The organism is Nonomuraea sp. NPDC047529 (assembly GCF_040642995.1).
Taxonomy (GTDB): Bacteria; Actinomycetota; Actinomycetes; order Streptosporangiales; family Streptosporangiaceae; genus Nonomuraea.
Map to the genome: position 1 here is coordinate 22,746 of NZ_JBEYTJ010000017.1, position 20,792 is coordinate 43,537.

The 20,792-nt window shown below is 72.4% G+C and carries 17 protein-coding genes; 6 read left to right on the forward strand and 11 right to left on the reverse strand.

Annotated elements, in window-relative coordinates:
• Window positions 1–86: 86 nt before the first annotated feature.
• Entirely contained in the window at window positions 87–1,061 is a 975-nt protein-coding gene (locus ABZ815_RS25750; protein ID WP_357702097.1) for a zinc-binding dehydrogenase, read from the forward strand.
• A 46-nt stretch (window positions 1,062–1,107) separates the two neighbouring features.
• Complete coding sequence (locus ABZ815_RS25755; RefSeq protein WP_357702099.1) at window positions 1,108–3,339, forward strand: polysaccharide lyase 8 family protein; 2,232 nt, start codon at window positions 1,108–1,110, stop codon at window positions 3,337–3,339.
• Between the two features lie 3 nt (window positions 3,340–3,342).
• Here the strand turns inward: ABZ815_RS25755 and ABZ815_RS25760 are convergent, their stop codons facing one another.
• A complete protein-coding gene (locus ABZ815_RS25760; protein WP_357702101.1) occupies window positions 3,343–5,481 on the reverse strand; it encodes a peptidase domain-containing ABC transporter in 2,139 nt (712 codons plus the stop codon).
• Entirely contained in the window at window positions 5,481–5,774 is a 294-nt protein-coding gene (locus ABZ815_RS25765; RefSeq protein WP_357702103.1) for a hypothetical protein, read from the reverse strand. The genes ABZ815_RS25760 and ABZ815_RS25765 overlap by 1 nt, the downstream gene beginning before the upstream one ends.
• A 100-nt stretch (window positions 5,775–5,874) precedes the next feature.
• Here ABZ815_RS25765 and ABZ815_RS25770 point away from each other — a divergent pair, with 100 nt between their 5' ends.
• A complete protein-coding gene (locus ABZ815_RS25770) occupies window positions 5,875–6,090 on the forward strand; it encodes an endo-1,4-beta-xylanase (RefSeq protein ID WP_357702105.1) in 216 nt (71 codons plus the stop codon).
• A gap of 54 nt (window positions 6,091–6,144) precedes the next feature.
• Here ABZ815_RS25770 and ABZ815_RS25775 read toward each other — a convergent pair whose 3' ends face one another.
• From ABZ815_RS25775 to ABZ815_RS25790, 4 genes are all read right to left on the reverse strand, one after another.
• On the reverse strand, window positions 6,145–6,924 hold the full coding sequence (locus ABZ815_RS25775; protein WP_357702107.1) for a hypothetical protein: 780 nt from the start codon (window positions 6,922–6,924) through the stop codon (window positions 6,145–6,147).
• Between the two features lie 176 nt (window positions 6,925–7,100).
• Window positions 7,101–8,303, reverse strand: coding sequence for a cytochrome P450 (locus tag ABZ815_RS25780; RefSeq protein ID WP_357702109.1), 1,203 nt, complete (start codon window positions 8,301–8,303; stop codon window positions 7,101–7,103).
• Window positions 8,304–8,312: 9 nt separating this feature from the next.
• A complete protein-coding gene (locus tag ABZ815_RS25785) occupies window positions 8,313–8,972 on the reverse strand; it encodes a helix-turn-helix domain-containing protein (RefSeq protein WP_357702111.1) in 660 nt (219 codons plus the stop codon).
• Window positions 8,973–9,051: 79 nt separating this feature from the next.
• Window positions 9,052–9,930, reverse strand: coding sequence for an NAD(P)H-binding protein (locus tag ABZ815_RS25790; protein ID WP_357702113.1), 879 nt, complete (start codon window positions 9,928–9,930; stop codon window positions 9,052–9,054).
• 111 nt (window positions 9,931–10,041) lie between these two features.
• Here ABZ815_RS25790 and ABZ815_RS25795 point away from each other — a divergent pair, with 111 nt between their 5' ends.
• The 3 genes from ABZ815_RS25795 to ABZ815_RS25805 all read left to right on the forward strand — a co-directional run bounded on the left by ABZ815_RS25795 (window position 10,042) and on the right by ABZ815_RS25805 (window position 13,071).
• Window positions 10,042–10,947, forward strand: a complete 906-nt coding sequence (locus ABZ815_RS25795; RefSeq protein ID WP_357702115.1) for a LysR substrate-binding domain-containing protein — start codon at window positions 10,042–10,044, stop codon at window positions 10,945–10,947.
• Window positions 10,948–11,101: 154 nt separating this feature from the next.
• Entirely contained in the window at window positions 11,102–12,433 is a 1,332-nt protein-coding gene (locus ABZ815_RS25800) for a histidine kinase (protein WP_357702117.1), read from the forward strand.
• Entirely contained in the window at window positions 12,418–13,071 is a 654-nt protein-coding gene (locus ABZ815_RS25805) for a response regulator transcription factor (protein ID WP_357702119.1), read from the forward strand. The genes ABZ815_RS25800 and ABZ815_RS25805 overlap by 16 nt, the downstream gene beginning before the upstream one ends.
• On the opposite strand, the gene ABZ815_RS25810 is transcribed toward ABZ815_RS25805, so the two are convergent.
• The 5 genes from ABZ815_RS25810 to ABZ815_RS25830 all read right to left on the reverse strand — a co-directional run bounded on the left by ABZ815_RS25810 (window position 13,068) and on the right by ABZ815_RS25830 (window position 20,508).
• Complete coding sequence (locus ABZ815_RS25810; RefSeq protein ID WP_357702121.1) at window positions 13,068–14,474, reverse strand: MDR family MFS transporter; 1,407 nt, start codon at window positions 14,472–14,474, stop codon at window positions 13,068–13,070. The genes ABZ815_RS25805 and ABZ815_RS25810 overlap by 4 nt on opposite strands.
• 256 nt (window positions 14,475–14,730) lie before the next feature.
• Window positions 14,731–17,154, reverse strand: coding sequence for a PQQ-binding-like beta-propeller repeat protein (locus tag ABZ815_RS25815; RefSeq protein WP_357702122.1), 2,424 nt, complete (start codon window positions 17,152–17,154; stop codon window positions 14,731–14,733).
• A complete protein-coding gene (locus ABZ815_RS25820) occupies window positions 17,136–17,999 on the reverse strand; it encodes a hypothetical protein (protein WP_357702124.1) in 864 nt (287 codons plus the stop codon). Before ABZ815_RS25820 ends, ABZ815_RS25815 begins: the two co-directional genes overlap by 19 nt.
• Entirely contained in the window at window positions 17,996–19,612 is a 1,617-nt protein-coding gene (locus tag ABZ815_RS25825) for a PQQ-binding-like beta-propeller repeat protein (protein ID WP_357702126.1), read from the reverse strand. The genes ABZ815_RS25820 and ABZ815_RS25825 overlap by 4 nt, the downstream gene beginning before the upstream one ends.
• Before the next feature lie 35 nt (window positions 19,613–19,647).
• Entirely contained in the window at window positions 19,648–20,508 is an 861-nt protein-coding gene (locus ABZ815_RS25830; RefSeq protein ID WP_357702128.1) for a hypothetical protein, read from the reverse strand.
• Between the last annotated feature and the right edge of the window lie 284 nt (window positions 20,509–20,792).

Here is a 20,792-nt window from a genome sequence, read left to right on the forward strand (position 1 = left end):
GGATTCCCGCCGGCCCGGACGGGTTGACCTCAAGTCGCCTTGAGGTAGCAACCTGGCAGGGAAGCTGTTCCGGATGAGGAGTGGGCATGAGAGTTGTGCGGGTGACGAGGTTCGGCGGGCCCGAGGTGCTGGAGACGCAGACCGTCCCCGACCCGGTGGCCGGGTCGGGCGAGGTCGTGGTGCGGGTCGCCTTCGCCGAGATCAATTTCATCGAGACGCAGCTCAGGCGGGGGTTCACGCCGGGGCCGCCGCTGCCTGAGCTCCCGTACGTGCCGGGCGGCGGCGTGGGCGGGCTCGTGCTCTCCGTGGGCGAGGGCGTCGATCCCGGGCTGGTGGGGCGGCGGGTGGTGACCCGTACGCCGGGCTTCGGCGGCGGGAACGCCGAACTGGTGGTAGCCAGGGCCGCCGACCTGGTCGAGGTGCCGGACGAGCTCGAACTGGCCGACGCGACGGCGCTGCTCGTGGACGGCAACACGGCCGTGGGCCTGTTCGCCAACGCCGCCATCCGGCCCGGCGAATGGGTGCTCGTCGAGGCCGCCGCCGGAGGGCTCGGCAGCCTGCTCGTGCAGCTCGCGCGGGGGGCCGGCGCGCGGGTCATCGGGGCGGCGGGCGGCGCGGCCAAGCTGGAGGTGGTGGCCGGGCTCGGCGCCGAGGTCACCGTCGACTACTCGCGTCCCGGCTGGACCGACGAGGTGCTCGACGCGACCGGCGGGCGCGGGGCCGACGTGGTCTTCGACGGCGTGGGCGGCGACCTCGGCCGCCAGGCGTTCGAGGTGACCGCGCGCGGCGGGCGGTTCTCCGTGCACGGCGCGTCCAGCGGCAGCACCACGACGGTCGATCCCGAGGAGGCCGCCCGGCGGGGCGTCACCGTGATCGGCCTGGAGCAGCTGGCCGCCCTGAGCGGCGACGGGAACGAGCGGACCGAGCGGGCGATCGCCGAGGCGGCGGGCGGGCGGCTCAGGGCGGTCGTGGGGCGTACGTTCCCGCTGGAGCGGGCGGCCGAGGCGCACGCGGCGATCGAGGCCCGCGCGGTGAACGGCAAGACCCTGCTGGAGGTCTGACCGCCGGCGGCCCGATCCAGGCGGGCCATGAGGTCATAATCGAGGCGTGCACCGGCCGTCCAGGCGACTTCTGCTCCAGGCGGGCGCGGTCGCCGTGGCCGGCGTGGCGGGGGCGCTCGCCCGGGTCGAGCCCGCCCACACGCCGGACGACTCCTTCGTCACGCTGCGCCGCCGGTGGCGGGAGGTGACGGCGGGGTCGGGGTTCGACGCGGGCGCGGAGCCGTACCGGACGCGGCTGGCCGAGGCGGGGCGGCGGGCGGCCCGCCACCGGGCGGCGATGGCGTACACGGGCACGTCGCTCTGGCCGGACCAGCCGTTCCCGTCGTTCGTCGCGACGCCGCGAAGGCTGCTGGCCATGGCCCGCGCGTACGCGTCGCCCGGGACCGGGCTGACCGGCGACGCGGGCCTGGCCGCCGCTGTCGCCGCCGGGATCGACCACTACCGCCGCCACGTGTACGCCGACGGCGCCGACCCGGCCGGCAACTGGTGGCACTGGGAGATCGGCGTGCCGAAGGCGCTGCTCGACGCCGCCGTGCTGGTCGGGCCGCACCTGGGCGAGCGGCGGAGCGCCGCGTTACGGGACGCCGTCGACCACTTCGTGCCCGAGAGCCGCCTGGGCGACTACAGCGGCACCAGCACCGCCGCCAACCGGGTGGACCTGTGCGTGGTGATGCTGCTGCGCGCCATGCTCAGGGCCGACCCGGGCAAGGCGGGGCTGGCGGTCTCGGCGCTCTCCCCGGTGTTCCGCACGGTCTCCGAGGGTGACGGCTTCTACCGGGACGGGTCGTTCGTCCAGCACTCGACCGTGCCCTACCAGGGGGCCTACGGGGTGACGCTGCTCGCCGGGCTGGCGACGTTGTTCGCGGTGCTGCGCGGCACGCCGTGGGAGGTCGCCGACCCGACCGTGTTCGCCATGGTGGAGCGGTCGTTCGCGCCGTTCGTCCGCGACGGGTTCTGCATGGACCTGGTGCGCGGCAGAGGGGCCGGCAGGAAGCCGTTCGGCGACCACGACAGGGGGCGCGAGCTGGCCGACGCGATCCTGCTGCTCGGCGAGGTGGCCCCGGCCGCCGACCGGGCCCGCTGGCAGGCGATGGTCAAGGGCTGGGCCGTACGCGAGACGTGCCGTCCCATGCTGGCTGAGGCCGAGCCGGGCTTCCACGCCCGCCTGGCCGCCGTCCTCGGCGACGACGCCGTGCCCGCCGCGCCGGAGCCCGTCGGCCACCGGCTGTTCCCGATGAGCGCGCGGGCCGTGCACCGCCGGCCGGGCTGGTGCGCCGCGCTCAGCATGGCCTCGTCCAGGATCGGCCACTACGAGCACGGCAACGGCGAGAACCTGCGGGGCTGGCACACCGGCTCGGGCATGCTCTACTGGTGGGCCGACGGCCACGCCGACCAGTACTCCGACTCGTTCTGGACCACCGTCGACCCCTACCGGCTGCCCGGCACGACGGTCTCGACCCGGCGGCTGCCCGACGGCGCCGGCCCGGCCTGGGGCGACACCTGCCCGCCCGGCCGCTGGGTCGGCGGCGCCACGGACGGCTTGTACGCCGTCGTCGGCCAGCACCTCAACGGCCTCGACAGCACGATGGAGGCGTTCAAGTCCTGGTTCTTCCTCGACGACGCGGTGGTCTGCCTCGGCGCGGGGATCAGCGGCGCGGACGGCGTGCCGGTCGAGACGATCGTGGACAACCGCAGGACCGCCGCCCCGCTGACCGTCGATCCCCGGGCGGGCTGGGCGCACCTCGACGGCCACGGCGGCTACGTCGTCCCGGACGGCCTGCGCACCCTCCGGGAGCGGCGCGGGAACCGCGACTACCGCACGCTCTGGCTCGACCACGGCATCGACCCCGACCAGGCGGACTACGTCTACCTGCTCCTGCCCGGCGCGAGCCGCGAACGCACGATCGCCAGGGCCGCCGATCCCGGGTGGGCCCGCGTGCTGGCCAACACCGCGCGGCAGCAGGCCGTCCAGGTGGACGCGCTGGGCGTCACCGCGGCCGCCTTCTGGAACGACGGCGTCGCCGGCCCGCTGGCCGCGTCCGGGCCCTGCGCCGTGCTGGTCAGGGAGGACGCCGAAGGCACGGCCACGGTGACCGTGGCCGATCCCCGGTGCGACCTGGACGGGCTGACCGTGACCTGGGACCGGCCGGTCGCCGAGGTGCTGCGCGGCGACCCGCCGGTGGTGGGCGCGGCGACGGGCGACCGGCTGACGCTCACCTTCGGGCCGCTGGTCCGCCTGGAGGGCGCCTCCGTCACGGTGAGCGTGCGGCTCGCATGAACGTCAGGACATGACGGCCTGGGCGGCGACCAGTTCGGCGTACTTGCCGCCCACGGCCGTCAGCTCGTCGTGGGTGCCGCGTTCCACCACCCGGCCCGCGTCGATCACGAGGATCACGTCGGCGTCCCTGACCGTGCTCAGCCGGTGGGCGATCACGATCCTGGTCTGGACGAGCCGGCTCAGGTTCGCCTCGATGGCCGCCTCCGTGGCGCTGTCCAGGTTGCTGGTGGCCTCGTCGAGCAGCAGCACCTTCGGGCGCGACAGGACGGCACGGGCCAGGGCGAGCCGCTGCCGCTGCCCGCCGGACAGGCCGCCGCCGTCGGTGAGCATCGTCTCGTACCCCATGGGCATGTCCGTGATCTCGTCGTGCAGCGCGGCCAGGCGGGCCGCGGCGACCACCCGCTCCAGCGACGCGCCGGGCTCGTTCAGCGCGATGTTCTCCCTGATCGAGCCGCTGAACAGGGACGGGTCCTGGGTGACCACGCCGAACTGGCGGCGCAGCGTGCGCAGGTTCAGCTCGGCGGCCGGGACGCCGTCGTAACGGATCTCGCCCAGCACGGGGGTGTGCAGCGCGAGCAGCAGCCGGGCCAGCGTGCTCTTGCCCGAGCCGGACGAGCCCACCAGGGCGACCTTCTGCCCCGGCCGGATGGAGACCGAGACGTCGCGCACGGTCCAGGGGGCGCGCGGGTCGTGACGGAAGCTCACCCCGCGCAGCTCGACCGAGCCCCGCAGCCGCAGCACCTCGATGCCGTTGCTCGGCTCCGGCTCCGAGGCCAGGATGTCGGAGAGCCGGTCGAAGTGCGCGCCCGCCTGCTGGAGGCTCTGCAACCCGGTCATCAGCGAGCCGAGCGGGGTCAGCGCGCCGAGCGCGATGGCGTTCAGCGCGACCAGCTCGCCCACCGTGAGCTGCCCGTCGAGCACCCGCCAGGCGCCCAGCCACAGCAGCCCGAGCGGCGCCGTCACCCGGATCGCGGCCAGCGCCGACTCCAGCAGCCCCCTGGTGAGCCCGGCGCGCACGTCCGCGTTGAGCTGTTTGGCGAAGTGGGACGACCACTGGTCCACGGCCCGCTTCTCGGCGCCCGACGCCTTCAGCGTCTCGATGCCGGTGATCGTCTGGATGAGGCTGGTCTGGGACGCCGCCAGCGCCGTCAGCTCCTGCCGGGTGAGCGTGGCGATCCGGCTCGTCGTGGCCAGCAGCAGGATCGTCTGCAGCACGGCCACGCCGGTCAGCGCGAGCCCGAACACCGGGTCCCAGAGGTAGACCAGCGCCAGGTAGCCCACGGCCAGCGGGCCGTCCAGCAGCGCCGCGACGACCTGCCCGGTGAGGATGTCGCCGAGCGTCGAGACGCTGCCCGCCCTGGTCACCAGGTCGCCCCTGCCGCGCTGCTGGAAGTACCGGTACGGCAGCGTCACCAGGTGGGTCACCAGACTTTCGGTGAGCTCCTGGTCGGCACGGGCCCGCACGGCGACCAGCAGGGCCGCCCGCAGGTACCCGATCACGAGCTGGGCCGCCCCCGCGAGCAGCACGGAGACGCCCAGCAGGGACAGCACCTCCACCGCCCGCCTGGGCACGATGGAGTCCAGGAGGAGCTGCGAGAACATCGGCAGGGCGAGCCCGAGCAGCTGGAGCAGCAACGAGGCCGCGATGAGCTGCGCGAGCAGGCCCCTGCGCCGCCGGAACAGGGTCCGGACGAACTCCTTGCGCCAGGCCCCCGCCGCCGAGGTCGTGCCGCGCCGGAAGCCCTCGCCCGGCTCGAACACCAGCAGCACGCCGGTGAACCCGGCGCCGAACTCCTCCGCGGTCAGCCTGCGGCGGCCGTACCCGGGGTCGACGACGTCCACGTGGTCGGGGGACCAGCGTTCGACCACGATGAAGTGGTTGAACTCCCAGTGCGCGACGGCGGGGAGCGGCACGCGGGCCAGGTCCTCGGGGGCCAGGGAGAAGGCGCGGGCCTTGAGGCCGTGCTCGCGGGCGCCGTCCACGATGGCCTTGGCGCTCAGGCCGTCCCGGCCGACCCGGAGCTGCTCGGCGATCTGGTGGAGGGTGGTGCGCTGCCCGTGGTGGCACAGCACCATGGCCAGGCAGGCGGCGCCGCACTCGGTGTCGGTGTTCTGGAGCAGTACGGGGACGCGGCGGAACATCAGGCGACCGCCTCGACCGCGACCATCGTCAGCAGGACGCCGATGACGAGGAGCACGGCCGCCAGCAGCCACAACGCCAGGAACGACGGGGTGCTGATCACCAGTGGCATCCGGGTGACCCGCGACATCGCCCGATGCCGCAACGCCTCCTCCCGGAAGAGCCCCTGCCCGTCCTGCCCGCTCTTGTCCTGCCCACCCGGCTGCACCGGCTGGGGTGGGTGGGGGGCCGCGTGGCGGGGGTGTGGTGCGGCGTGACGCGGGATCGGGCGCGTCGTGCCGTACGGATCGTTCAAGGCCGGCGCCCCCCGCCTCGGACCGTCGTCTGCCTGACCCGCCACCCCATGGCCCACCTGCCCCTCCACTCAAGTCACGACAAAGGCTAGGAACGCCTACTTGGAAGCCACTTGGGATCGACTGCTTGACGCGCACAAGGGCAAGGTACGGGCCTGGGACGTCGTCAACGAGGTGATCGAGGAGGACGGCACGCTCCGGAAGTCCATCTGGCTCACCCACCTCGGCCCCGACCGCCACTCGTGGGTGCCGGGCTGGTTCGACGGCGAAGGCGCCGCCTGCCTCCTGGACGACCGCCTGACCCCCAAACCCGCCTAACCACAAAGCCCTACCCCCCGGCCCCCCCGGCCACCGAAAGGGGCGGCGGAACGGTCAGCGGAAGAGGAGGTCGGGGAAGCTCTGGTCGGGCGCGTCGGTCGGGTCGTGGCCGGTCGGCGAGGGGAAGGAGGTGGGGCTGGGCTCCGAAGGGCCGGCGTCCGGCGTGGGCGCGGGGGACGGGACGGTGGTGCCCGTCCCGCCGGGCGTCGGCGTCGGCGTGACCGTGGCCGGCGCCGACGGGCTGGGCGTCGCGGACGGCCCTGTGGACGGCCCGGGTGACGGCGTCGGGCTCGGCTGCCGGGTGGCGGGACGTTCGTGCCGCGGCTCGCCGACCGCCCGTCCATCCCGGCGGTCCTTCCTGCCCGGCGCCCTGCCGGCCTCGCCCGAGGTGCGCCCGGCGACCTGATCGGCCACCGTGCGGTCCGCGACGAGCTCGTAGATCACGATGCTCCCCATGCTGACGGTGAACACCAGCGCCGCCGCCCCGCAGACCCTGGCCCACCGCGGCCTCTTGCCCCCCTTCCCCCTGACAGCCCGCGCCGCGGCGGGAGCGACGGGCGGGCCCGGCGGGTCAGGGGTGGCGGGCGGGTCGGGCAGGGCCGGGTGGCCGCGCAGGGCGACCGCCGTGCGCCGCTTCACCTTGTCGCCGGTGCGCTTGAGGTAATGCGTGTAGACGTCGGCGACGACGGTGCTGGCCACGCTCATCATCGCGGCCCCGATCACCGTCCCCGCCGTGCCCAGGTACGAGGCCGCGACCGCGGCGGTGACCGCGGCCAGGGCGCTTCCCACGATCTGCGGCCCGCTCAGCTCCAGCTTCCGCTGCTTGCCGCCCATAGCCAGGATCGTCCCCTCTTGTGCTGCGACGAAGGTGAACAAGCCACCTTGGCCCCCACAGAGCAGGACGCCCACGGCAACGCGCGGCACTTTGCCGCCTCCTGAGCCCGCCCTTGCCGAGGACGGGAACCGCCCGCGCCGCCATCACCCGGCCTGTGCGTTCCGCGGACGGCGGCTCACCGCACGAGCGGAAGCCGGCTCACCCCCGTCATGGTCGGCGTGGGGATGAAGAGCACCGGGTCGTCGGGGTCGGTGCGCAGGACCTCGACCCGGTCGAGCAGGATGTTCAGCGCCACCCGTCCCTCCAGCCGGGCCAGGGGGGCGCCCAGGCAGAAGTGGATGCCGCGGCCGAAGGCGAGATGCGGGTTGGGATCGCGGCCGGCGTCGAAGACCTCGGGGTCGTGGAACTGCCGGGGGTCCCGGTTGGCCGATCCGAGCCAGAGCATGACCATCTTGTCGGCCGGTATCGTCACCCCGCCCAGTTCGACCTCGCGGGTGGTCGACCGGCCCAGCGCGGAGAACGGGGTGAAGAGCCGCAGCGACTCCTCGATCACGGCCGGCACCGTGGAGCGGTCGGCCCGCACCTTGTCCTGCTGGTCGGGGAAGGCGTCCAGGCATACCACGGTGTTGCCGAGCAGCATCGTCGTGGTGATGTGCCCGGCGAGCAGCAGGACCATCGCGAAGTTGACGACCTGGTCGTCGGGCAGGCGCTCGCCGTCCACCTCGGCCTCGACCAGCTTGGTGAGCAGGTCGGCGCGGGGCCGCGCCCGGCGCTCGGCGGAGTGCCCGGCGAGGTACTCGGTCATCTCCCGCCACGGTTTGAGGGTGCTCGCCACCTGCGCGCTCTGTTCCTCCGTGGGCTCGGCGAGCGAGACCTTGGCGTCGCGCTGGAACAGTCCGTCGGCCCACTTCCTGAACAGGGCACGGTCGCTGCTCGGCACCCCCAGCAGCTCGGCGATGACGATGACGGGGAGCGGGTAGGCCAGGTCGGTCACCAGCTCCAGGCGGTCGCGGCCCTCGGTCGCGTCGAGCAGCTCGTGGGTGACGGCGGCGATGCGCGGTTCGAGGTCCGCGACGACCTTGCGGGTGAACGCGCTGCTGACCAGCTTGCGCAGCTTGCCGTGCTCCGGCGGGTCGATCTGGGTGATGAACCCCTCCAGCGAGATCTCGTCGCCCTGCGGCAGCAGCCCCTTGGGGACCAGCCGCATGGTGTCGGAGGAGAACGTGGTGGGGTCGCCGAGAACGTCGTGCACTTCCTGGTAGCCGTGGACGTTGTACATCCCGGCGGCGGCGTCGTACTCGACGGACGGGCCCGATCGGGGCCCGTGCAACCAGAAGTGCTGCTTGGAGATCTTGTACCGTTCGACGATGTCGGACATCGCCTCTCCTTAGTCGTAGATCCACTTGCGGTAGGGCGGGATCAGCTCCTCGAGAATCGCGACGTACTCCGCCGCCGCCGCCTCCAGCACCTCGGCGGACGGCTCCTCGGCGGGCTCGAAGGCGTGGCGCACGGTGAAGGCGAGCGCGTCCGCCCGCTCCTCGACGCTCAGCTCCGACCCTGTGGCGTCGACGCCGTTGATCAGGTAGAAGCCCGTGGACGCGGCGCTCAGCGTGTACCGGGGGTGCGGCATGTCCGCCCTGAGCAGCCCGTACCGGTCGGCCACCTGCTGGAACCGCTGGGAGGCGAGGAGGTCGTGGCTGCGCAGCGGATGCTTGGCCAGCTTGCCCAGCAGCTCGAAGTCGGTCGTGAACAGCGCCTGGAGCAGCGGTCTGCGGCTCATGGAGACGAAGGCCGCCCGCGAGAAGCGGTGGGGCAGCACCTGGGTGGGGTCGCGCCGCAACATCGCCGCGGACTCCTCCACGACCTCGATGGACTCCCGGAGGAGCAGCGCCTCGAACAGCTCGTTCTTGGTCCGCCAGTGCAGGTAGACGGTGCCCTTGCCCACTCCGGCGCGGCCCGCGATGTCTTCGACGGTGACCCTCCGGTACCCGTGACGCAGCAGCAGCTCGCCCGCGGCGTCGAGGATCCGGTCCGCCCTTTCGACCATCGCCACACCTCGTGACTAGATAAGAAATCTGGTCATCAGTCACGCTACGCCGCGCCGGTGCCGCGTACAAGGGGCACGTTCAGCCCAGGACGACGGGCCTGAGCTCGTCCTCGCACCACTGGCGGAAACCGGTGGGCGTGGTGGCCTCCGGGGTACGCGGCTCGGCGTTGTCCAGGCCCCGGTTCTTGGCCTCCATCATGTCGGCCATCCCCTGGGCCATCGCCTCCGACCTGCCCTGCTCGACCATCATGGCCCTGAACGCCGCCACCGGCACGTGCCGCAGCCGGATCGGCCGTCCGAGCACGTCGGACATGATCCGCGCCATGTCCTCGCCCGACAGATCCTCCGGCCCGAGCACGGGGACGTCGGCCCGCCCGGTCCAGCCACGGTCGAGCAGCAGCCCGGCGGCCACCGCCGCGATGTCGCGGGTGGCGCAGGCGGGGGCCTTGAGGTCGCCGTGCACCGGGGAGAAGAACACGCCCTGGTCCCTGATCACCGCCGCCTGGTCGAGCAGGTTGTCCATGAACGAAGGCAGCGTCAGGGCCCGGTAGTGCACGCCCGTGCCCGTGATCAGGTCGTCCATGGCCAACGAGGCCGTCACGAGACCGGCGTCCAGGGGCAGGCCGCGGCCCAGGGCCGAGACCCCGACCACCCGGCCGACGCCCCGGCTCACGAACGCCTCGCACGCCGGCCGGGTGAAGTCCAGGTAGGCGGCGTCGAGGCCGGCGGCCCGCGGATTCGGCGGGACGACCCAGAACACGGCGTCGGCGCCCGCGAACGCCTCCTCGACGACGCGCGCCTCGCCGTGCGACCCCGGCACGACCTCCACCCGCTCGCGGACGGGCGCCGGAAGGCGGGCGGGGTCCCGTACGACGACGCGGACCGGCTCGTCCGCGGCCAGGACGAGGTCGAGGACCTGCCGGCCGATCCGGCCGGTGGGCGTGGTGATGACGATCATGGAGAACTCCAGGGGAAATCGACGGTGTCGTACTGGGGGGGTACGGCCAGTCAACCGAGCACGGCGGCGAACCTGAAGGACCGATCCGATCACCATTGATACCCTGCCGATATGAATGACCTGGAGGTCCGCGAGCTCCGCTACTTCGTGGCCGTGGCCGAGGAGCTGCACTTCGGGCGGGCCGCCGCGCGGCTCGGCATGGCTCAGCCCCCGCTGTCCCGCGCGATCCGCGAGCTGGAACGCCGGCTGGGCGTGCGCCTGCTGGAGCGCACCACGCGGCAGGTCACCCTCACCCCGCCGGGCGAGATCTTCCTGCGCGACGCCAGGATCGCCATCGACGCGGTCACCGCGGCGGCCCGCAGGGTCCGGCACGCGGCCCGTCCCGAGCCGGGGCTCCGGGTGGCGCTCAAGGCCGACTACGACGCCGGGCTGCTGCCCCGCATCCTCGCCGCCTACCGCGAGGAGGAGGCCGCGCTCCCGGCCGAGCTGCTGCTGGGCGGGCGCAACGAGCAGGCGCCGGCCCTGCGCGACGGCCGGGCCGACGTCGCGCTGCTGGTCACCCCCTTCGACGACCGCGACCTCGACACCGAGCCCCTGCTGACCGAGCCCCGCCTGGTCGCGCTGTCGCCCGCCGACCCGCTGGCCGCCCGTCCCCGCCTGTCCGTGGCCGACCTGGCCGGCCGGCCGCTGCCCGACGGCACCCTGGCCGAGTGGGACGGCGCCGAACCGCCCCCGGGCCGCCGCCCGCCGCGCACCGGCCTGGACCTGGCGCAGATCTGCAACCTGGTGGAGCTGGGCAGCGCCATCTGGTTCGTCCCGGTCTCGGTGGCGCGGCGGCACCCCCGGCCGGGCGTCGCCTACCGGGAGGTCGCCGACCTGTCGCCGTCGGTGCTCGCCGTGGGGTGGCCGCAGGGCTCCCGCTCACCGGCCGTGGCCGCGTTCGTCCGCGCCGCCGTCGCCGTCGCCTCGGGTGGGGCTGGACCCACGTCGTACGGGGCGTGGCGGGATACCGGGTGACCGGCGCACGATCGTACGTTCTCCGAGGTCGGGCGGAACCGCCCGGGAACCGGAGAAGACAGACATGCCCACCACGGACGGTCGAGGAGGTGCCCGGACATCTCCCAAAAGGGCAGCCTGCCACAATTGGCGTCGTGCCGAAGGACGCTGGCAGGTGAGGTCGCCCACGAGGGGCGGACCCCTGCGCTGGGGCGCCGAGATCGTGCTCGGGCTCTGCCGCTCGGCCGTCCTGGTCCTGCTCACCTGCCTGATGCCGATCGTCGGCGTCGCCGTCGGCTACGGCGGCTCCAAGCTCGCCTACTCCTGGTCGGCGAACCTGACCGGGCCCCCGTTCGTCGTTGCCCTGGCGCTCCTGGGGGAGACGCTGGTGGTGATCCTGTGGATCGCCGTGGCCCTGTGGTGCGTGCACCCGCTGACCAGCCGCACCCTCAGCCAGGCCGCCCGCCGGCTCGCCGCGCGCTGGCTCGGCCTGCGCGTCGAGGTCGCCTACCGCGTCCCCGCGCCGGTCACCCGCATGGCCACCGGCCACTGGTGGGACGGCGAGGAGTACCACAAGTCCGAACGGGAGGCCCGCCGCCGCGCCCGGATGAACGCCCGCTTCCACGATCCCCAGCTGCACTGGGACGGGCTGTGGTGCCTGCTCGCCGGGGTGAGCGTGCTGCCGGTCGCGGCCCTGCCGCCGGCCGGGATCGCCGGCGGCGTCCTCCTGACGCTCACGCCGGGCTTCCTGGGGCACGGCGTCGCCCTGATCGTCGCCGGCCTGGCCGCGGCGCCGTTCGCGTGGCGGGTCCTCGGTCTCCTGGGCCGCCGCTTCCTGGGCCCGATCCCGTACTCGCGGCTCGGGCGGCGGGTGGAGGAGCTGGAGGCCATCCGCGCCGACCTGACCCAGACCCAGGCCGCCGAGCTCGAACGCATCGAGCGCGGCCTGCACGACGGCGCCCAGGCGCGGGTGGTCGGCATGGGCATGTCCATGCAGGCCGCCGAACACCTCCTGGAGACCGACCCCGCCGCCGCCCGCGCGATCCTGGCCGACGCCCGCGCCTCGTCGATCGCGGCGCTGGCCGAGCTGCGGTCGCTGGTCCGCGGCATCAACCCGCCGGTGCTCACCGAGCGCGGCCTGGTCGACGCCGTGCGGGCCCTGGCGCTCGACGCGCCCGTCGAGGTCGACGTACGCAGTTCGGTGCCCGCGCGGCCCGAGCGCCCGGTCGAGTCCGCGGTCTACTTCGCCGTCGCCGAGCTGCTGGCGAACGTGGCCAAACACGCCCGAGCCACCCACGTGACCGTCGAGCTCGACTACGAGCCGCGCACGCGGACCCTCACCGCGGCCGTCACCGACGACGGTTCCGGCGGGGCGACCGCGTCCTCCGGCTCCGGGCTGGACGGCATCAAGCGCCGGATGGCGGCCTTCGGCGGCCTTCTGGAGATCGACAGCCCCCTTGGGGGACCCACCCGCGTCTCAGTGGCGGTGCCGTGCGCGTTGTCATAGCCGAAGATCTCTTCCTGCTCCGCGACGGGCTCGTCCGGCTCGTCCAGGCGTACGGGCACACCGTGGTCGCGGCCGTCGACTCCGGCCCCGCCACGCTCGAAGCGCTGCTCGCCACCCGTCCGGACGTGGCCGTCGTGGACGTACGGCTGCCACCGACGTTCTCCGACGAGGGGCTCCAGGCCGCGCTCGCCGCCCGCCGCGAGGTGCCCGGCCTGCCCGTGCTGATCCTCTCCCAGCACGTGGAGCAGCTCTACGCCCGCGAGCTCCTGGCCGACGGCCAGGGCGGCGTCGGCTACCAGCTCAAGGACCGCGTGCTGGACGCCGGCGAGTTCATGGACGCGCTCACCCGCGTCGCCGGCGGCGGCACGGCCCTCGACCCGACGGTGGTGGCGAAGCTGCTCGGCCGCCCCGCGCACGCCGACCCCCTCGCCACCCTCACCGAACGCGAGCGCTCGGTGCTCGAACTGATGGCCGAGGGCCTGTCCAACACGGCGATCGCGGCCCGGCTGTTCCTCAGCGAGGGCGCCATCAGCAAGTACACGACCACGATCTTCGCCAAGCTCGGCCTCGCCGCCGACGACGACACCAACCGCCGGGTGCGGGCCGTCCTCACCTACCTGGGCGCCACCGGCCCCTAGTGCTCGACGGCGCGCTCGGCCCGGGCCGGCAGGAGCAGCGCGGTGACCACCACCGCCACCGACAGGACCGCGCCCACGATGAACGCGAGCCGCATGCCGTCGAGGCTGGCCAGCGCCTGCGTGACGCCCTCGGCCCGCAGGGTGTCGGCCCGCGCGCTCATCACGGTGATCACGAGCGCGGTGCCGATGGCCGCGGCGACCTGCTGGAGCGTGCTCAGGATCGAGCTGCCGTGCGAGTACAGGTGCGGCGGGACCGCCCCGAGGCCGAGCGTGAAGACCGGGGTGAACGTCGCCGCCAGGCTCACCATGAGCAGCGCGTGCAGGCCGAGGAGCTGCCAGTAGGGCATCGTCATCGTGACCTGGGTGAACCCGGCCAGCGCGAGCATGATCCCGATCGAGCCGGGGATGACCAGCACCCGGCCGCCGTGGTTGTCGAACAGTCGGCCGACCGCCGGGCCGAGCAGGCCCATCGCCAGGCCGCCCGGCATCACCAGAAGCCCGGTCTCCAGCGGGCTGAGCGCCCGGACGTTCTGCAGGTAGAGCGGCAGCAGGATCATCGAGCCGAGCATCGCCATGAACGCCACCGACATCAGGACGAGCGCGACCGTGTACGTGCGATGGCGCAGCGTGCGCAGGTCCATCAGCGGCGTGCCGCGCTTCTGCAGCGCGAGCTGCCGGACGACGAAGACGGCGATGGTGACCAGCCCGGCCACCGTGATCGCGACGGCCACGCGCGAGTCCCCGCCCTCGAACCGGCTCAGCCCGTAGACCAGGCCACCGAAGCCGGCCGCCGCCGTGGCCACGCTGAACCAGTCGATCGTGCTGATCTCGGGCTCGCCGGTGTTCCTGAGCTGCCTCAACCCGCTCCACGTGATCAGCCCGGCGATCGGCAGCACCACCGCGAACAGCAGCCGCCACGACCCGAAGTGCAGGATCACGCCGGAGATCGCCGGGCCCATGGCCGGGGCGACGGAGATCGCCAGGGTGACGTTGCCCATCACCCGCCCCCGGTCCTTCTCGGGCACGACCTGCATCAGCGTGGTCATCAACAACGGCATCATCACGGCCGTGCCGGACGCCTGGATGATCCGGGCCCCCAGCAGCACCCCGAACACCGGCGCGACGGCGGCCAGCGCCGTGCCGAGCAGGAACAGCCCCATGGCGGTGGTGTACGCCGTGCGGGTGGTGACCCGTTGCAGGAACCAGCCGGTGATCGGGATGACCCCGGCCATGGTCAGCATGAAGGCCGTGGACAGCCACTGAGCGGTCTGCTCGGTGATGTGCATGGCGTCCATCAACCGCGGGATCGCGTTGATCATGATCGTCTCGTTGAGCACGACCACGAACGTCGCCAGCACCAGCAACCGGATCACGGCCGGCGTGCGGCGCGAGCCGGCGCTCACACCCGTGGTGGATGACTCAAGCTGTGGGCTGGACACGATACCTCTATCGGATTCGGGCCTGGCATCGTCACGGCCGGCCTGGCGGTTCCCGGTCTCATCAGCAGTCCTCGTCACCCCCATACTGACCAAGCCCACCGACGAAACTCATCGCCCCGCCATCGCGACCCACCACCACGAACAGCACACACCGGACGAACCCGCAGCTCAACACCGGCATCTCGCAGCCGTGGAAACGTATGGAAAATCCGATCGCCGGTCAGGGGCGGCTGAAGAAGAGCTGGAGGTTCTCGACCGAGTAGCCGGTGGGCGCCGCCGCGACCTGCGGCCCCGTCTCGTTGTGGAAGTCGATGGGGACGGCCGCCCGCTGGTATGCGTTCTGGTCGCGCCAGCCGAGCAGTCGGTCCTCGTCCCACCAGGAGATCACGTCCTTGGGGGCGATCCCGATCCGGGTGAGCAGTGCTCCGCCGGCGCTCTCCCAGACGCACGTCTGGTCCGTGCGCGACGGACAGTGGGTCATGAACCGGTTCCCCGACGGTGACAGCCAGTTCACGCCGCCGAAGAGCTGCCCGACGTGTCGCAGTTTCCTTGAGATCTTGCCATCGAGGGTGAACAAGGTGACGTCCAGGGCCGGTTGCTCGTCGTCCTCCGGCCTGTTCTGGACTGCCACCGTCGTGCCCCGGGTGTCTCCCCAGACGAAACGGCCGGTGTAACGGTCGGGATGGCCGACTCGGGTGAAGCGCGCACGCATCGTCGCCATGTCGACGATGACGAACCCGTCAAGTGAGTCGTTGTCCTTGGAGGCGGTCATGAGCAACCGCCGCCCGTCCGGCGACCAGACCAGGCGCCACGTGCCCCTGGGCGCGGCGACCGTGGGAACGACGTGCGTGTCCCCGGTGGCGACGTCGGTGATCGTCACGTGGTCGCGATGGCCGGTCGTGGGCCACTGTTCCGTCCCGGTGGCCGTGTGCGCGAGGTCCGGCGAGAGCACGTCCACCTTGCCGCCCACCCGCTCGCCGCCGACATAGGCGTTCTGTTTCACCACGTACGCGGGCAGCACGTCCCGCTCCACCGTGACCTGCGTGCCCGGCAGTCGGACGAGCGTGATCGGCCCGCTGCCTTCGGCCGGAACTCCGGGGACCGCCTGAGCGGCGGCGGGAACGCGCAGACGGGCGGCCATGGACCCGGCGAGCTCGATCAGACGTCCGCGCACGGCTGCGTGGTCCGACGTGACGCGCACGACGGCGGTGCCGACCCTGAACACGACCAGACCGGACGTCTTCGCCGCCCGATCCCCGACACCGGCCACGCCGACCAGAGCGTCGGCCTCCGCCAGCGTCCGCAGGAGTTCGTCGGCCTCCTCGACACTCGGAGCCACCCACACGACCCGCGCGGACAGCGTGATCCCGTCCGCCCCCGTGTACGTGCACGCCACAGGACGCGGCATCGAAAGGTCCCCCAGCGTGCTCTGCGCCGAGGTGGCGGTGAAGGCGGGCCCCGGCGGCAACGCACAGGCGTCCGGCCAGCGGTGCGGGTCGACGCCGGACAGCGGCGAGGGCCCCGCCGGTGCGCGGACGCGCCGGAACGCGGTGAACCGGACGCGCGTGGTCTGCCCGACCCCGTGCAACCGGGTCCACGTGTACAGCCGTCCGCCCGCCGCCCCCACGATCTGACCGGGCACGGAAAGCGTGTACGACCGGGACCGCCCGGTGTCCGGGGCGATGACGTCGATCATCCGAAGGCTTCCGGGCTCGCGCGTCCGGGAGCCCACGAGATAGGGGCCGGCGTTGAGCAGCCCCGTGTATGCGGGTTTGGACCAGGCGGGGCCGCCCACCTCGGCCAGGGTGTTCGCGTTGCCGCTGCGATATAAGGCGTACAGTTCGCCGCCTCTGCCGACGACCGTGCAATCGGGCCAGCAGCCGGTCTGCCTGGAGACCGTCTCGCCCCGGGAGCCGAGCACCGTGATCGCATGATCCTGACGGACCGCGACCGCGTCGCCGGCGAAATGGACGAACGGCGGCGGCGCGGCGGGGAAGGACACGCTCCAGCGCGTGGCACCGGTGAGCGCGTCCAGCAGCAGCACGTGAGCGGTCGCGCCGCAGGTGAGGACGAGCAGCGCAGAGCGGGCGCGGGCAGTCGTCGTGGTCGCCTTGCAGCCGTCGGGCACGAGGAAATGCCACAGATCCGCGCCGGTCTCGACGTCCACACCGCGCAGGCCTTTGCGATCTCCGGCCACGAAGGCCGCCGGACGCGCCTCGCCCACGGACGTCGCGTACCAGCCAGGGGGAAAGGACAGACCATTCCTGCGCCACTGCTCCTTGCCGTCGGCCACCGAGATCCCGACCAGGAACTGGTCGGCGTCCTTCAGCCGCGGCCGGTCGTAGGCGACCGCGATCATCTCGGGTCCCGGCTGCCAGTTCACGGCCCGGGCGGTCAGCAGCCGGTACGCCCACGTGTTGCTCCCGTCGGCGGTGTCGTACGCGAGAACCCCCTGGTTGGTGCGGGCGAGGAAGGTGCCTGCCGTCACGTCGGCCTCGAACGTCCCGTTCGGTACGGTGACATCCACCTGCCAGGCGGTGGTGAAGCGATCGTTCCCGATCGCCCCCGGGCCGGCCGGCGACAGAGCCAAGGCGCACAGGAGCAGCGCGAGCACGACCGGTGCCCTCAGTCGCCGACGCCGCATATCCATGGCTCCTTGGAGGTGCGGTAGCCGCTCATGGCCTTGTCGCCGTAGGCCACCGCGTACTTCTTCGCCTGCCCGGTGACCCTGAAGGGTTCTCCGCTCGGTTCGCGGATGAAGGTGCTCTTCAGCTCCGTCCCGGTCCCGTCGTCGTAGACGACCTCGATGTCCCACTCGTACCAGCGGTCGTCGGCCTCCGCGGTGAAGTCGATGGTCATGCGCTCGTCCATCTCCAGATCCACGCTGTGCGGCAGGAACCGAGAGCTGTCCGCCTGCTCGGGCCGCTGCTTGTCGAGGTCGACCTTGAGCTTGAACTCCGAGCTGTCGCCCTGCGAGGGAATCCGGATGCAGGTGCCGGCCGGCTTCGCGCCCGAGGTGATGACATGGGGCCGTACGTCTATGATCCGCACGGGCCTGTTCCGGTTGCCCTGGAGGACGATGACGATGTTCATCGAGCCCACCCGGGCGGCGTGGTGGCGGTCGAGCATGTCCCGTAGCTGGCGATCGTTCGGACCACGCTGGAGAAGCGCCAGGTCGCTGCCCGAGGTCAGGACGTCCCGCATGGCCACGACGTCACCCACGTTGATTCTTGAGGTGACCCTGCTGGACAGGACCGGGGCGTCCGTGAGGTCCTTGCCCACGTCGGACAGGCTCTTCAGCACGCCACTCGCCGCCATCGCTCCGAGAAGCACCACGACCAGGACGACGAGCAGATACTTCCGTGGGACCCTGGTGCCGGTGGCGATCGAGACGTCACGGGCGGCCCCGATCTGGATGTTGTCGCCGCCGACCGACGAGTCCTGCAGCGACTGAGCGGCCGGGGGCGGGGGCGGGGGCGCCGGCGTCATGGCGGCAACTCCCGAAGGGATCGGGCGGCCAGGCGCGCGAGCCGTACGGTCAGGTCGCGGTCGCCCGCGCCGTCGATCCGCACCACCGTGCTCCCGACCCGCAGGGCGATCGTGTCCGCCAACCCCTCGTCGGCGAGGAGCTGGTCGGCCGGAGCGGGCGCGAGCTTCTTGGGACTGGCGTACGGCATGTTCGCCAGCAGCTCCTTCGCCTCGCCGGGCGTCGTGCCCACCCACACCACGTCGACGCTGATCGTCGGCCGCCCGCCCTGTCCTTCGGGGAGCAGATCACAGCCGACGGGCGTGTCCAGGTCCAGCTCGGGCGCCGCCTGCCGGGGAACGGCGCGGAAGTGCACGCCCGGCAGTTCACGGGCCAGCACGGACGTCGGCAGGAGCGCACACGCGTCCGGCCACGCGGCGCGCGCCACCCCGCCTCGCGCCACGACGCCGGGTTCGGGTTCGGCGGGCAGGCCGAGCCCGTAGGAGTTCAGCTGCGGGCTGTCATCGCCGGTGACGACCAGGAACGCCTGGTCGTTCATGGCATGCAGATCCCCGTCCGGGAACGCGACCACGGGCGTCACGACGCCCCCGGGGCCCAGCGTCTGGATCAGCACGCCGCCATGGGCGCGATGTTCCCCCCAATACGGTCTACCGCCAGAGGTGCCGAACATCGTGTAGGAGCGCGCGTCCTTGCGGGTGAGGACGACGCGCCCCGAGGACCGGTCGAGGATTTCGAGCAGCGCGTCGGTGGTGGCGTCTTCAAAGCGGGCAAGTACGACGGCGTCGGAGGTCGCCACGAAGGAGCAGGAGCAGATGGTCTCCCCGATGTGCTGATACAGGCGCCGCCCCGACGTGTCGAAGAGGTCGAAGGCGTTGTCGCTCTCCAGCCCGACCGCCCCGCCGTCCACCTCCACCAGCGGATTGCCCAGCGGGAACACCGGATGCTCCCAGAGGGTCGCGCCGCTGCCCGAGTCGAGCGCGCGAAGCCGCCATCGCTTGCCGCACCGCATCAGCACCCCGGTCACCCGGTCGTCGGCATCCCCGGCCTCGAAGGCGCAGCCGGGGGGCAGGAGGGAGTCCCACCGCCGTGCGCCGTCCGCCGCGTCCAGCCCTCTGATCGCGCTGAGCGCCGGAACGTTGATGACGACCCGTCCACCGCCGGCGCCGACCAGGGAGAAGAAGGGATGCGGCAGCCCCTCACCGGGCGCCCCGGAGGCCAGTGCCCACAGCCCCCGTCCGACCCGTCCGTTGAAGGCGAACAGAACGTTGCCGTCGCCTTCCTCGTCCTCGTCCTTGGACCCGAGCGGCGCCGAGACGGAGACGATGTCCCCGGTGGCGGCGATGGCCTCCTCGGGCGGCGTGAACTGGCCGACCGTGGAGGTGTCGAACGCCCACACGACCGTGCCCGTGACGGCGTTCCTGCCCTCCACCCGCTTGCCGTGCGTGATGACGAGAACGTCATCCAGCAGCAGAATGTTGGACAGACCATCCTTGAACGTGCTCTTCCACAGCAGCGAGCGCACTCCACTGGGGATCTTGACCGGAGCCGGGGACACCGCCTGCGCCGGGGACAGCAGCGCGAGGCAGCCGACGCACAGCAGTGCCAGCCAGAGCACGGACCGGCGATGACGCCCCTGAGCCGTCATGGTGTCTACGTCTCGGATCGCCGCCCGATGTGGACGTCACGTGCTTGTCCGATCTGGATGTTGTCGCCCCCGATCCTGCTTCCGGCCACGCTCTGGCTGACCGACGGCGCGGGGGCCGAACCGAGCAATTGGACCACGTCCTCGGCCAGCACGGGATCGACGGCGAGCGCCTTCTTGAGCTGTACGCGCAGAGCCGCCGGGAAGTCCTCGTCGTCGGGGACCTCGGCCACGTCCTGCACCGCGGCCTCGATCTGCGCCCGGCTCTCATCGCGCTTGGTGAAACGTTCGAGCAGCCGCTTGCCCAGATTCACGGACTCGTCGGCGGCCAGGTCCTGCGTCTTGGTCAGCACGGCGGTCCCGTAGGCCGCAATGGCCGACATCACGTACGGCATGACCTGGTTGGCCACGGCGACAACGTCCATCGCACCTCCTGTACGAAAGGCTGCCGACGAGATGGGCTCCCCTTGATTATGCAGTCCCACATCAACGGTGTTATGGCCCTGGATCGGAGCTTTCGCTCGAAAGGCCTTCGCTTCGGGGACGAGGTTGCCGAGCGGGCGTAGCCGGAGCCGCCAGCATGGGGGCTTGCGGATGAACCACCACTCGCCGATCAGCTTGCGGTCCTGGAGGTGGTCCAAGCGCGGGCCGAGGTCGGTTGCGGCGGCCTGCTCGGCGGTGTTCCAGTCGGCGAACTGGGCGCGGATGCTGTACCAGCCGTGATCGGTCGTGCGGGCCTCCAGAGCCCGGTATCCGGCTGCTTGGTATGCCTCGATGGCCTCGGTGAGGGTCTCGGTGCGGACGTTGATCGCGCCTGCGGCCACTTTGGCAGGGAGGCCGGCCAGGACCGCGAGCACGGCCTCGGCCATCTTGCTCGGTGCACAGGTGGGTGTGCGGGGGCGGGGTGTTGAGTAGGCACGTGTTCCATTCAGGGTGCGGAGGCGTCATCTGGGCGGAGGCCTGTCGAGGTCAGCGCAGCAAAAGACATGCGTCCCTGGTGGTAGTGGGTGCGCGTCGTCGGCGAGGGTGTGGAGAGCGAGCCTGTAGCCGGCGCGTCCGGTCAGGAACCCCGGTGGTGTGTTGGTGGCGGAGGGGCCGTCGAGCGGCAGTTCGGTGGCGCGGGAGACCGGTGGTGGTGTGGTGCGATCGCGGC

What these genes read in the sequence shown, in the direction of transcription:
- ABZ815_RS25750 (WP_357702097.1), top strand. Translation starts at nt 87, where the DNA reads ATGAGAGTTGTGCGGGTGACGAGGTTCGGCGGGCCCGAGGTGCTGGAG.
- ABZ815_RS25760 (WP_357702101.1), bottom strand. Translation starts at nt 5,481, where the DNA reads ATGTTCCGCCGCGTCCCCGTACTGCTCCAGAACACCGACACCGAGTGC.
- ABZ815_RS25775 (WP_357702107.1), bottom strand. Translation starts at nt 6,924, where the DNA reads ATGGGCGGCAAGCAGCGGAAGCTGGAGCTGAGCGGGCCGCAGATCGTG.
- ABZ815_RS25780 (WP_357702109.1), bottom strand. Translation starts at nt 8,303, where the DNA reads ATGTCCGACATCGTCGAACGGTACAAGATCTCCAAGCAGCACTTCTGG.
- ABZ815_RS25785 (WP_357702111.1), bottom strand. Translation starts at nt 8,972, where the DNA reads ATGGTCGAAAGGGCGGACCGGATCCTCGACGCCGCGGGCGAGCTGCTG.
- ABZ815_RS25790 (WP_357702113.1), bottom strand. Translation starts at nt 9,930, where the DNA reads ATGATCGTCATCACCACGCCCACCGGCCGGATCGGCCGGCAGGTCCTC.
- ABZ815_RS25795 (WP_357702115.1), top strand. Translation starts at nt 10,042, where the DNA reads ATGAATGACCTGGAGGTCCGCGAGCTCCGCTACTTCGTGGCCGTGGCC.
- ABZ815_RS25815 (WP_357702122.1), bottom strand. Translation starts at nt 17,154, where the DNA reads ATGCGGCGTCGGCGACTGAGGGCACCGGTCGTGCTCGCGCTGCTCCTG.
- ABZ815_RS25820 (WP_357702124.1), bottom strand. Translation starts at nt 17,999, where the DNA reads ATGACGCCGGCGCCCCCGCCCCCGCCCCCGGCCGCTCAGTCGCTGCAG.
- ABZ815_RS25830 (WP_357702128.1), bottom strand. Translation starts at nt 20,508, where the DNA reads ATGGCCGAGGCCGTGCTCGCGGTCCTGGCCGGCCTCCCTGCCAAAGTG.